The organism is Burkholderia sp. 4NA327C6 (genome assembly GCF_005502655.1).
Lineage (GTDB): Bacteria > Pseudomonadota > Gammaproteobacteria > Burkholderiales > Burkholderiaceae > Burkholderia > Burkholderia contaminans.
This window is the reverse complement of the sequence record NZ_SCNZ01000074.1, coordinates 15773-28353: the sequence shown is the minus strand read 5'-3', so window position 1 is coordinate 28353 and position 12581 is coordinate 15773. Positions and strand designations below refer to the sequence as shown.

Here is a 12581-nt window from a genome sequence, read left to right as displayed (position 1 = left end):
ACCGTGCACTGCAGGCACGCCATCTGCGGATGATCGCGATCGGCGGCTCGATCGGCACAGGCCTGTTCGTCGCATCCGGCGCGTCGATCTCGCAGGCCGGCCCCGGCGGCGCAATGCTCGCGTACATGGTGATCGGCCTGATGGTCTATTTCCTGATGACGAGCCTCGGCGAAATGGCCGCGTTCATGCCCGTATCGGGCTCGTTCGCGACCTACGGCGCGAAGTTCGTCGACGAAGGCTTCGGCTTCGCACTCGGCTGGAACTACTGGTACAGCTGGGCCGTGACATTGGCCGTCGAGCTCGTCGCCGGGCAGCTCGTGATGAACTACTGGTTCCCGCATGTGCCGGGCGTCCGGTGGAGCGCGCTGTTCCTCACGCTGATCTTCGCGCTCAACGCGCTGTCGGTGCGCGGCTTCGGTGAAGCCGAATACTGGTTCGCGCTGATCAAGGTGCTGACGGTGCTCGCGTTCGTCGGCGTCGGGCTGCTGATGATCTTCGGGATCATGCAGGGTGGCCCGAGCGCGGGCTGGAGCAACTTCACGATCGGCGACGCGCCGTTCGCCGGCGGCTGGGCGACGATGCTCGGCGTCGCGATGATCGCCGGCTTCTCGTTCCAGGGCACCGAAATGATCGGCGTCGCGGCCGGCGAATCGGAAAACCCGCGCACGACGATCCCGCGTGCGGTGAGCCAGATCTTCTGGCGCATCCTGCTGTTCTACGTGCTGGCGATCTTCGTGATCGGCGTGCTGATTCCCTATACCGACCCGAGCCTGCTGAAGAGCGACGTGACCGACATCGGCGTGAGCCCGTTCACGCTCGTGTTCCGCCACGCGGGCCTCGCGTTCGCGGCCGGCGTGATGAACGCGGTGATCCTGACGGCCGTGCTGTCGGCCGGCAACTCGGGCATGTATGCATCGACGCGGATGCTCTACAACCTCGCCGTCGAAGGCCGTGCGCCGAAGATCTTCGCGAAGCTGTCGCGCGGCGGCGTGCCGCGCAACGCGCTGTACGCGACGACGGCCGTCGGCGCCTTGTGCTTCCTCAGTTCGCTGTACGGCGACAAGACCGTGTACCTGTGGCTGCTGAACACGTCGGGCATGGCCGGCTTCATCACGTGGCTCGGCATCGCGGTCAGCCACTACCGCTTCCGCAAGGGCTTCCTGAAGCAGGGCTACCGGCTCGACCAGCTGCCGTACCGGTCGAAGTGGTTCCCGTTCGGCCCGCTGTTCGCGTTCGCGCTGTGCGCGGTTATCGCGCTCGGCCAGGACTACCAGGCGTTCCTCTCCGACAAGATCGACTGGGTCGGCGTCGCCGCGACCTACATCGGCCTGCCGTTCTTCCTCGCGATCTGGCTCGGCTATGCGATCGTGCGCAAATGCCGCCTCGTGCGCTACGAAGACATGGAGATCGCACCGTGGATCGAACGCAACGCGACGCCCGAACCCGCCGCCCAGGCTGAAACCAGCTACGCGGGCTACGTCGCCCGCCCGGCCAACCCGACGCCGGGCGCCTGATCGCGCGGCTCGGCCCGGATCAACCCGGACCGCACCGGCCGCCATGCGAGTGCGGCGGCCGGCGCCCGGACAACCGCCATTCGACGCGGCGCGCACGTTCAGGCAAGATCGACGCGCGCCGTCTGTTTTTCCGCCGTTCAAAGTCAACGAAATCGCATGCAGAACTTCTACGAAGCCACCGTTACCCGCCAGCCCTACCCGCAACTGACCGGCACGATCGACACGCAGGTCTGCATCGTCGGCGGCGGCCTCGCCGGCCTGTGCACGGCGCTCGGCCTCGTCGAGCGCGGCGTGCGTGACGTCGTCGTGCTCGACAGCGAACGGGTCGGCTTCGGCGCATCGGGCCGCAACGGCGGCTTCGTGTTCGGCGGCTACAGCCTCGACAACGCCGACCTGCTGCGCACGCTCGGCCGCGACGAAGGGCGCCGGCTGTACCGGCTCACCGTCGATGCGGTCGACCTGATCCGCGCGCGGATCGCGCGCTACGGCATCGACTGCGACATCGTCGACCAGGGCGTGATGCTGGCGAACTGGTTCGACGATCCGTCCCGGCTCGACAGCGTACGCACGCTGATGAAGGATGAACTCGGCGTCGACTGGGAACCCGTTTCGACGGACGCGCTGCGCAAGCGGCTGAAGACGCAGCGCTATTACGGCGGCCTGTTCGAGCCGAACGCCTTCCACTTCCATCCGCTCAAGTACGTGCTCGGCGTCGCGGCGGCCGCATCGCGCGGCGGCGCGCGCGTGTACGAACGCTCGGCCGCGCTCGGCATCGCCCGCGAAGGCGCCGGGTACGTCGTGCGCACGGCGCAGGGCACGGTGCGCGCGAAGGACGTCGTGTTCGCCGGCGGCGGCTACGCGCGCGGCGTGTCGCCGCGCATCGAGCGCGCGGTGCTGCCGATCGCGACCTACGTGATCGCGACCGAGCCGCTCGGCGCGCGCCTGCCGGACGCGATCGACGCGCCGTACGCGATCTACGACACGCGTTTCGCGTTCGACTATTACCGTCCGCTGAAGGACACGCGCATCCTGTGGGGCGGCCGGATCTCCGTGCTCGACCGCGGCCCCGACGCGATCGCGCGCCTGCTGCGGCGCGACCTGCTGCGCGTGTATCCGCAACTGGAAGGCGTGAAGGTCGACTACGCGTGGGGCGGGCTGATGAGCTATGCGCGGCACAAAATGCCGCAGATCGGCCGCGACGCGGACGGCGTGTGGCACGCGATCGCGTTCGGCGGCCACGGGATGGCGCCGACCACGGTTGCCGGCGAAGTGCTCGCGGCCACGCTGGCCGAAGGCCGGCCGGTGCCGGAAGGCTTCAATGCGTTCGGGCTCACGCGCACGTTCGGACTGGCGGGCCTCGCTGCCGCCCAGCTCACGTACACGGCGTACCAGGCCCGCGACGCGCTCGCGTCCTGCCGCCGCTGAGCGGCGGCCACGGCGGCCGAAACCGCCCTGCCGATTAGAGCGGAAGGTCGGCCGGGCGGCGATTTCCCACATGCTAGAATGGCTTTTCCAAGCCGCCGAAGCCACAATAAGTCCACATGAAAGCAGGAAGCAAGGCCGCCACGCCCGACACCCGCGCGCTTCCGTCCGATGCGCGGCGCAAATACGATCCCGAGCAAACCAAGCGCAACATCCTCGACGTCGCCACGCAGGAATTCTCCGCGATGGGCCTCGCCGGCGCGCGCGTCGATGCCATCGCCGAGCGCACGAACACGACGAAGCGCATGCTCTATTACTACTTCGAAAGCAAGGAAGGCTTGTACGAGGCCGTGCTGGAGAAGGTGTACGGCGACATCCGCGCGCTCGAGCAGGAACTGCACGTGGGCGACATGGAGCCGCGCGAGGGCATGCGCCGCCTCGTCGAATTCACGTTCGACTATCACGACAAGCATCGCGACTTCGTCCGCCTCGTGTCGATCGAGAACATCCACGGCGCGAAGTATCTCGAACAGCTGAAGTCGTTCAAGAACCGCAACGTCAGCATCATCAAGACGCTCGAGGAACTGGTCGAGCGCGGCGCGGCGAGCGGCGCGTTCCGCAAGGACATCGACGCGTTCGACCTGCACCTGCTGATCAGCTCGTTCTGCTTCCACCGCGTGTCGAACCGCTACACGTTCGGCGCCGCATTCGGCCGCGACCCGTCGGCGCCGCGCCTGCGCGCGCGGCACCGGGACACGATCGCCGACGCCGTGCTGCGCTACGTTGCCGCGTAAGCGGCGGCGGCAGCCGGTTTCCCTGCCGGACTCACGCCGGGCGCGCGATATCCGCGCCCGTCATTCTCTCGTGGGTCAATCCGTCGGCGCGGTCGACGCCAGTGCGATCCGCGCCTTCTCTTCCGGGCTTCCCGCCACGTAATACTTCTTCGCCCAGCTCGAATCGGGTGCAAGCGCGAGCCGCGCATGCGCGTCCGTGCCGTGCTGCTTCGCATTGATCGTCAATGCCCGCGCGCGATAGTGCTCGTAAAGCCGCAGGAATTCCGCGAGATAGATCGCCGCGATCCGCTGGTCGCGGATCTCGAGCAGGTTCTCGTCGTTGTACTGCTCCGAGTTGCGGCTCATGTTCGCCGAACCCGTATAGATGACGGGATTCGCGCCCTCCGCATCGATCACGATGAACTTGTGATGGATCACGACGGGCGGGAAGGCGGGTGCCGGTTCACCCGGAAACAACCGCAATTCCGGCTCGAAACCCTGCGGCACGGTGGCTGGCGAGAAGTACTCGGCGTCGATCACGTCGTGGTTGTCGCGGTTGCGGTGATACAGCTCGAGGTTCGCGAGCGTCGCCGCATCGAGCGTCTGGCCGGCCTGCTGCTCCGTGTCGGCCTTCGTCGCGCTGCCCACGTTGATCTTGTTCACCAGCCCGAACATCATCAGCCCGCGGTCGCCGGCCGCGAAACACGCGTCGCGCAGCGCCGCGTCGGTCGGCATGAACAGGCAGAAGCACACAGAATGCTTCGCGGCCGCGATCGCGGCGACGATCGTGTCGATCTCGGTGCGCTGCCCCGCCGGCTCCGGCGAAAACGCGAGCCGCACCTGCGCACTGCCGATCGTCATCGGCGCCGACCAGCCCGGCGACAGCTTCGCCGTGTCCGCGATCGACGGATTCCCGGCCAGCGCATGCGCACGATCGTTGTACAGCGCGGCGAGCGCGGGCGAATCGAACGCGTGCAATACGTTCGCCTGCTCCGTGAGCCCCTCGGTCGTGAAGTTCGCGGAGCCGGTCAGCACGCGCGTGGGCACCGCGCTCGACGACGCATCGGTCACGATGAACTTGTCGTGCATGATGTGCGTCTTGTCGCGCGGCGCGAGCGTCGCGAGGCCCTGCAGCGCGTCGACGGCCGGCTGGTTCGGCGACGGCAGCGGCGGCTTGCCCTTGCGCGCCGTCGTGTGCGCGTCGTAGACGATCGCGAGCGACGCTTCGCCGTGCTGGCGCCCGAACGCTTCGAACGCGGGCAACGCCCACAGCGTGTCGGTCAGGTGATAGACGGCCGATGCCGCGCGCGACGCGGGGTCGAGCATCTCGGCGAACACCTGCTCCATGTCGTTCGCGAGCCACGTGCGCAGCTTCAGCGCCTGCTCGGCGCTCGGCGCCGCATTCGGCGCGAGGCCCAGCGCCGCCACCTGCTTCGCGAAGGCCTGCGAGCTGACCACCGCGCGGTTGAACCACGTGCCGATGCCGTCCTCGATGTGCGCGGGCAGCACGACATCGCACACGCCGGCTTGCGCGTCGAGCACCTGCAGGTTCGCCGGCGTGCCGACGACCGGATACACGTCGTAGCGGAACGCCGCACCGCGATCCTGCGGATCGATGCGCGCGTCCCACCACATGAATTTCTGGATCGGCGCCTGGTCGGTCGGCGCATCGCCCTGCGTGTGCGCGGCCGGGCCATCGAACGTCAGTCGGTTCGGCAGCCAGCTGTCCGGCGCGCGCGTCTTGCCGTCGGCCGACCAGAAGCCCGGCGTGCGCCGGATCGCGAAGCCGAGGAAATCGGACCGCGACGCCGCGTCGGGCCAGTCGAAGGCCAGCAGGACCAAGGTGGGGGAAAGATAACTGCGCACGCTGACGGTCATTCGTTGCTCCCTGGCCTGGCGGCCGGTCGAGGTGAATGGGTCAGTCTTGACGGCAGTTCTTCCCTGCGGATGACGGTTCGATGAACCTTGTATGTCGGACGCGCGTCAGTCGCACACGAGCAGCTCGATGCCGCGCGCGGTCAGCGCACGGCGCACGGCCTTGTCGGGCGCCCGCTCGGTCACGAGATAGCGGGCGGCGGCCGTGCCGTTGATCCGCACCGGCGTCACGCGGCCGAATTTCGAATGGTCGGCGACGATCATCGCGGTGCCGGCCGCCGCGATCATCCGGCTACGCACCTCGGCCGCGAGCCGCGAGTAGTCGGTGCATTCGCCGTCGGGCGTGATGCCGCCGGCGCCGACGAACGCGAAATCGACGTGGTACTGCGCGAGCTGCTGGATCGTGTCGAGCCCGAAGGTCGCATCTTCGTCGTCGGACAGCTCGCCGCCGAGCAGCGTCACGCGGTTGCCGTTGCGCCGCGCGAGCACGAATGCGGTACGCCAGTCGTTCGTGTAGATCGACAGCCGATGCCGGTCGGCGAGCGCGAGCGCCACCGCATGCGGCGTGCTGCCCGAATCGATCAGCACCGATGCATCGTCGGGCACGAACTCGGCGGCGCGCCGCCCGATCGTGCGCTTCGCTTCCGCGTTCGCGGCTTCGCGCTCGGACAGGCTCGGCTCGCGGCGATCCGCAGCCAGCGCGCCGCCGTGCGTCATCACGAGCAGGCCGCGCGCGGCCAGTGCGTTCAGGTCGCGCCGCACGGTCTCGCGCGACACGTCGAGCGAGCGGACGAGTTCCGCGACCGACAATGCGCCCGACCGTCCGAGTTCCGACAGGATGAATTGATGACGTTGTTCCGCCAGCATCGCGTGTGCGCCCGAGGCGACTGGTAATGGCTAAGCCGACCATTGTATTACGGCCGTTTGACGGGCATTTGACTGCGCCGGGAAACCCGCCGGGCCGCGTTTCACGAAAGCGAAATTCTGTATTGCCAGACGCGCGCGAATCGGCGCGGCGCCGGTTGCTACACTTTGCGCTTCGCCGAACGACAGACCAAGCAAAGGGGCTCGCGCCATGTACCGCAAAGGCAGTGTGATCGAAATCCAGTTTCCGCCCGAACGTCTCAACGACGCGGCCGGCGATCCGTACTGGATCGACCTGACGCTCGACGAGGCCCGCCGGCTCTACGAACAGCTCGCCGCGCGCTTCGCGACCGACGCACGCGCCAACCAGCCGCTCGACACGTTCTCGATCGACTGATCCCCGCGGCCTCACACGCGCCCGCTCCGCATCCCGGGGCGGCGCCCCGCCTCTCCCGGCACCGGCGGCCGCCAGTGCGGCACGCAGCATGAGTGCAGGATTCGACAAGACGCCCGCATCGCTTCCCCCGATACTGGCGGACTTCACGATTCCGTCCGGCCGCGTCGCGGCCCGCCACGCATGCTGACCTCGCTCGTCGCCGCCGCTTTCGTCGCCCTCTGGTCCACCGGCTTCATCGTTGCGCGGGCAATCAAGCCCTACGCCGATCCCAACCTGTTCCTGCTCGCGCGTTTCGCGGGCACGGCCGCGCTGTTCGGCGCGGTGGCGCTCGTTTCTCGCGCGCCGTGGCCGGCCCGGCGCGAATGGCCACGCCACCTGATCGCGGGCGCGCTGCTGCAGGGCGTCTATCTCGGCGCGAGCTACTGGGCCGTCGCGCAAGGGCTGAACGCCGGCGTCATGGCGCTGCTCGGCGCGCTGCAACCGCTCGCCACCGCCGTGCTCGCCGTCCCGCTGTTCAACGAGCGCCTGCCCGCGCGCGGCTGGGTCGGGATGGCGCTCGGGCTTGCCGGCGTCGCACTCGTGCTGGCGCCGAAGGTGATGGGCGGTGTGGCGCCGCCGCCGGGCGCCGCGCCGGCGTGGCTCGTCGTCGCCGTCTCGGTGCTCGCGGTCGGGTCGATCACCGCCGGCTCGCTGTACCAGAAAGGCAAGCTCGCGCAGAGCGACCTGCGCACGGCGGTGGCCATCCAGAACTTCGGTGCGGCGATCGTCGCGGCCGTCTTCGTCGCGCTGCTGCACGAGACGCGCTGGATCGGCGCGCCGGCGCTGTGGGTGTCGCTCGTGTGGGGCGTCGTGTTCCTGTCCGGCGGCGCGGTCACGATGCTGATGTGGATGCTGCGGCGCGGCAACGCCGCACGCGCGACGTCGCTGCTGTTCCTCGCGCCGCCGCTGGCCGCGCTGCAGGGCTACTGGCTGTTCGGCGAGACGCTCGCGGCGATCCAGCTCGCCGGCTTCGCGCTCGCGCTGGTGGGCGTCGTGCTCGCGCGGCGCTGACGTGCCCGCCCGCGTGTGCGGTCACGGATGCATGCACGCCGCCCGCCACGCGCATCGAATGCCGGCCGCGCGAACGCCCGTTACGCGGCATCGTTGCACCCGCCCGGCGCACCGTGCACCACGGCGACGCGGCCCGTCTCGCCGAAGCAACGCGAAATCGCCGGATCGCACGCCCGGCGCGGCGCCGCGCCGCGATTGCGCTTATGATGGGCGCCTTGATTTCGTTCCGGAACTCCTTTCATGACATCCGCCGATTACGCCAGCCGCCAACGCGCGATCATTGCCGAACTGAACGTCGCCACGCACTTCGACGCCGAGGCCGAGATTGCCCGCCGCGTCGAGTTCCTCGCGCAATACCTTCGTTCGACCGGCCTGCGGACCTACGTGCTCGGCATCAGCGGCGGCGTCGATTCGTCGACGGCCGGCCGGCTCGCCCAGCTGTCGGTCGAAAAGCTGCGCGCCGGCGGCTACGACGCCCGCTTCATCGCGATGCGCTTGCCGAACGGCGTGCAGAACGACGAAGCCGATGCGCAGCGCGCGCTCGCGTTCGTCCGCGCGGACGAGGAACTGACCGTCAACGTGAAGCCGGCCGCCGACGCGATGCTCGGCGCGCTGGTCGCGTCCGGCCATGCATTCGAGACGCCGGCGCAGCAGGACTTCGTGCACGGCAACGTCAAGGCGCGCGAGCGCATGATCGCGCAATACGCGGTGGCCGGTGCGCGGCGCGGCATCGTGATCGGCACCGATCACGCTGCCGAGTCGCTGATGGGTTTCTTCACGAAGTTCGGTGACGGCGGCGCGGACATCCTGCCGCTCGCGGGGCTGAACAAGCGTCGCGTGCGTGCGGTGGCCCGTGCGCTTGGCGGCGACGAACTGATCGTGATGAAGGTGCCGACGGCCGACCTCGAGGAACTGCGCCCGCTGCGCCCCGACGAGCATGCATACGGCGTCACCTACGACGAGATCGACGACTTCCTCGAAGGCAAGCCCGTCGCCGACCACGTGTACGAAACGGTGCTGCGCTTCTACGACGCGTCGCGCCACAAGCGCGCGCTGCCGTACACGATGTTCGACTGGCCGGCCGCATAAGCCGCCCGCCCACGCTGAAAAACAACGCCGCGCGCACCGTCACAGCTGCGCGCGGCGTCCTGCCGACGGGCGCTGCTACGCGTGCCCGCCCGTCTTCGTCGCCTGCAGTGCGCGAATCCGCATCCGCGCGCCCGTATCGCTGACCGTCGCGTCGTACATCGCCGCGAGATCGCGCTTGAGCGCGGTGCGCGAGCCGCCGTCGAGATACACCATGTGCCCCGACGGATAGAAACGCGCGGACAGGTTCTGCCGCACCTTCTGATCCTCGAGCGGCATCTGCTGCAGGTCGAGCACGGTCTGGTAGAACGGCGTGACAAAATCGTAGAGGCCGTTCGCCGACAACACCTTCAGGTCGACGTTCAACGCCATCACCGCCGCGAGATCGCCGGCCGTATAGAGGATCACGTTCCCCTGCGCGTCGATGCCCTGCTGCGCGCCGGTCGGGTCGACGTGGTGGAAATCCCAGTTCTGGAACGCCTGGTCGTTCAGGTCGGTGAACGCGGAACTCGACGTGAACTTCAACTGCTCGTTCAGATAGCTGTTCCACATCGCCGTATAGACGCCCGTCACGGCCGTCATCGTCGGATCGTTGCCGCCGGAGTTCGGGTCGATCTTGCCGGCGATGCCCGACGAGATCCCGGTCACGCGGCCGTCGTACGAACCGAGCGCCAGCCCCTGTGCCTGCAGCAACGTCGTCAGGAACAGCGAATTGCCGCGCGCGTTGTAACCCGCAATGTCGAGCCCCCATGTCTGCAGCGTCGCCGCGTCGATGCCCGTGTATTGCGACAGCTTCTTCACGGCGGCCGGGTCGGCATGCGGCACGTTGCGCAATGCGGTCAGGTAGTCGGTGCGCGCGAACTGCGCGACTTCCTCGACGAACGCGCCGAGATCGGTCGGCGCCGGCGTGACGCCAAGTTTCTTGTGATACCACGCATCGGCCGCCGCGGTCGGCAGCGCGCCGACCGGGTTGCCGGCCTGCCGGTAGTCGAGGATCGACGATTGCAGCGTGACGCCGTTCAGGTCGACACCGTCCTCATGCAGCTTGTACGCGAGCACGCAGCTGCGCGCGGTGCCGTACGATTCGCCGAACAGGTATTTCGGCGAATTCCAGCGGTTGTTCTTCGTCAGGTAGCGCTTGATGAACTGCTTCAGCGAATCCGCATCCTGGTCGACGCCCCAGAAGTTGCGATTCTTGTTCGGCGCGATCGCCGCCGAATAGCCGGTGCCGACCGGGTTGATGAACACCAGGTCGCTGTGGTCGATCATGCTGTCCGGGTTGTCTTCGATCTGGTACGGCGCGGGCGGCGTGAACCCCGGCATCGACGTCTTGATGCGCTTCGGCGCGAACGACCCCAGCAGCACGAACACCGACGACGAACCCGGGCCGCCGTTATAGAAGAACGTCACGGGACGCGTTTCTTCCTTCGCGCCGTCGGCCGTGAATGCGACGTAGAAGAGCTTCGCGGCCGGCTGCGAACTGCTCGGGTCGACCGTCACGAGGTGGCCGGCCGTCGCCGTGTACGCGATGCGCTTCCCGTCGATCAGGATCGTGTGATGCGTGATCGCGGCCGCCTCGGTCGTGTCGGTCACCGAGTCGTCGGGACCGTTGCCGTACGCGACCGGATCGAAGAACGGCTGGTCGCGGCCATGACTGAGCGCGACCGGGTTGACGGTCGGCGGCACGCCATGCGAGTTGTGGTCGCCGTGATGCAGCGGATACACGCCGCCGGAAGATGCGGAATCGATGCCCATCGTGCTGCTCCTGGAGGTGAGAACAAGGCGCGGGCAGGAAGCCCGCGCCATACGGAAAGACGTGTACCGCGGCCGTCAGCTCGACGGCTTGCGCGTCAGGATCGCGGCGAGCTGCGCGCCGTTCGGGCTGCCGAGGCCCGTGCACGCATCCCAGCCCTGCGCGGCCGCGTACGTACCGTTCGACCCTTGCGTGATGTCGCGCAGCGCACCCGGATTCTTGTAGAGCACCGGATTGATCCAGCCGGCAGTCGCACCGCCCGCCGCCGCAGTCGACGCCGCATTGATCCGTGCAATCAGCGCGGCCCACAGCGGCGCGACTGCGCTCGTGCCGCCCATCACCGTGGCCGTGCCCGCGATCGACACTTCGTAGCCCGTCTGCGGCGACGCATCGCCCGCCACATCCGGCACGCCGCGCTTCGCGAGCGGTGTGCTGCTGCCGTCGGCGCGCGTGAGTTTCAGCCCCTGCTGCCACGCCGGCAGGTCGAACAGCGTGCTGACGCCGCCCCCGCCCGCGCCGCCGCCGGCCGCCTCGTCGTTCCACGTGACCTCGCTGCGGATGCCCTGCCCGGGCAGCGCGTCGAGCTGCGTGCCGCCGCAGCCGAGCACGTACGGGCTCGATGCCGGGAAGTCGACGTGATCGGCGCCGTCCTGCAGCCCGTCGCCCGAACCGCTGTCGCCCGATGCCGCGCACACCGTGATGCCCTGCGCGGCCGCCGCCTGCAGCACGCGGTTGAACGCCTGCGCGGACTGCGCTTGCCAGATCGCCTCCGGGCCGCCCCAGCTGATCGAGATCACGGACGGCTCGTTGGTCGTGTCGTTGACGGCCGCGTTGACGGCCTGGATGAAGCCCGCGTCGCTGTTCGGTGCGAAGTAGACGGCAATCTTCGCGGCGGGCGCGATCGCGCCGGCGATCTCGATGTCGAGCGCGACTTCGCCGTCCGGGCCGCTCGGGTCGCCGGTCGGCGTGTTGCGGCCGGTGCCGACGTTCACGTCGACGAGCGTCGGCGGCGTCGTGATGCCGAGCCCGCGGAAATACTGCTGGATGTCGGCCGCGCGGTAGCCGCCGCCGAGCTCGATGATCGCGATGCATTGCCCGGCGCCGTCGCCGGCCGGGAAGCCGTACAGCGATGCCAGCTGGATCGGGGTGAACGTGACGCCCGCCGCGCCGCCGCGCGCGGGCTTGAACGGCGGTCGCAACCGGAAGTGCGGCCGCGCCTGCGGACGGCTGTCGAGGCCGAGCACGGCCGTGACGGCGTCGCCGAGATCGTCGGGCAGCGCGATCGGGCCGGAGCGGCCGCGATACTGGCCGATCGACTTGTGCTCGAAGCGCTCGAGCTTGACGCTGAACGCCGCCTCGAACTGCTGGATCGTGCCGGACAGCACGACGACGCTTTCAACGGGATCGACGCGATCGACCGTCAGCTGGTGACGACGTGCGAAGTCCTCGGCCTTGCGAATGTCGTCGGGATCGGCGGAAAAGCGTTGCGCGAAAGTTGCGCGCGACACCGGTTTCGCTTGCGCGTCGCCGGTGGCGAGCTGGTGAAGCAGCGTATCGAGTTGCCCTTCTTCCTGCCGCCGCAACATGATCGTGACGTGGATGCGTTCTGCCGGATCGCACGGGCCGAGGCACTTGGACTCGGCGACGATTCGGGGTTCACGGTCGGCGTGAAGATGCCTTGCCATGTTCAGACCCTCCTTGGTACCGCGTTGCACGGAACAGCCAGGAAATCGGACAGGGCCGGCGGGAGACGGTTCCGTTCGGTCGGTCGGGTTCGCGCAGCGCGAAGTAACAGGGAGTTTAGAACAGTCAGACGATTTGCGCGCACGCCCTTCTGCGATGGGGCG

At 68.5% G+C, this 12581-nt stretch carries 10 protein-coding genes; 6 read left to right on the top strand and 4 right to left on the bottom strand.

Going from position 1 to position 12581, the window contains the following annotated elements:
• The 3 genes from FFS49_RS39205 to FFS49_RS39195 all read left to right on the top strand — a co-directional run.
• A partial coding sequence (locus FFS49_RS39205) for an amino acid permease (protein WP_212746511.1) occupies nt 1-1514 on the top strand: 1514 nt, incomplete at its 5' end.
• A gap of 156 nt (nt 1515-1670) precedes the next feature.
• Nucleotides 1671-2939 (top strand): FAD-binding oxidoreductase, encoded by a 1269-nt coding sequence (locus FFS49_RS39200; protein ID WP_047849452.1) that lies wholly within the window; start codon nt 1671-1673, stop codon nt 2937-2939.
• A 116-nt stretch (nt 2940-3055) separates the two neighbouring features.
• Complete coding sequence (locus tag FFS49_RS39195; RefSeq protein WP_039339701.1) at nt 3056-3730, top strand: TetR family transcriptional regulator; 675 nt, start codon at nt 3056-3058, stop codon at nt 3728-3730.
• A 75-nt stretch (nt 3731-3805) separates the two neighbouring features.
• On the opposite strand, the gene FFS49_RS39190 is transcribed toward FFS49_RS39195, so the two are convergent.
• Both FFS49_RS39190 and FFS49_RS39185 read right to left on the bottom strand, forming a co-directional pair.
• Nucleotides 3806-5587, bottom strand: coding sequence for a phospholipase D-like domain-containing protein (locus FFS49_RS39190; protein ID WP_137910441.1), 1782 nt, complete (start codon nt 5585-5587; stop codon nt 3806-3808).
• Between the two features lie 105 nt (nt 5588-5692).
• Nucleotides 5693-6451, bottom strand: coding sequence for a DeoR/GlpR family DNA-binding transcription regulator (locus FFS49_RS39185; protein WP_039339705.1), 759 nt, complete (start codon nt 6449-6451; stop codon nt 5693-5695).
• A gap of 208 nt (nt 6452-6659) precedes the next feature.
• Here FFS49_RS39185 and FFS49_RS39180 point away from each other — a divergent pair, with 208 nt between their 5' ends.
• From FFS49_RS39180 to nadE, 3 genes are all read left to right on the top strand, one after another.
• Nucleotides 6660-6845, top strand: coding sequence for a hypothetical protein (locus FFS49_RS39180; RefSeq protein WP_006480515.1), 186 nt, complete (start codon nt 6660-6662; stop codon nt 6843-6845).
• 180 nt (nt 6846-7025) lie between these two features.
• Nucleotides 7026-7895 carry a DMT family transporter gene (locus tag FFS49_RS39175; RefSeq protein WP_071331946.1) on the top strand — a complete coding sequence of 290 codons (870 nt, stop codon included), beginning with the start codon at nt 7026-7028 and terminating at the stop codon, nt 7893-7895.
• Nucleotides 7896-8135: 240 nt separating this feature from the next.
• A complete protein-coding gene (gene nadE / locus FFS49_RS39170; RefSeq protein WP_039339729.1) occupies nt 8136-8984 on the top strand; it encodes an ammonia-dependent NAD(+) synthetase in 849 nt (282 codons plus the stop codon).
• Between the two features lie 75 nt (nt 8985-9059).
• On the opposite strand, the gene FFS49_RS39165 is transcribed toward nadE, so the two are convergent.
• Together FFS49_RS39165 and FFS49_RS39160 are read right to left on the bottom strand one after the other, a co-directional pair.
• A complete protein-coding gene (locus FFS49_RS39165) occupies nt 9060-10736 on the bottom strand; it encodes a peptidase S1 (protein ID WP_039339732.1) in 1677 nt (558 codons plus the stop codon).
• A 75-nt stretch (nt 10737-10811) separates the two neighbouring features.
• The gene (locus FFS49_RS39160) at nt 10812-12419 is read right to left on the bottom strand and encodes a S53 family peptidase (RefSeq protein ID WP_137910440.1); all 1608 of its coding nucleotides are present in this window, start codon (nt 12417-12419) and stop codon (nt 10812-10814) included.
• Nucleotides 12420-12581 lie beyond the last annotated feature (162 nt).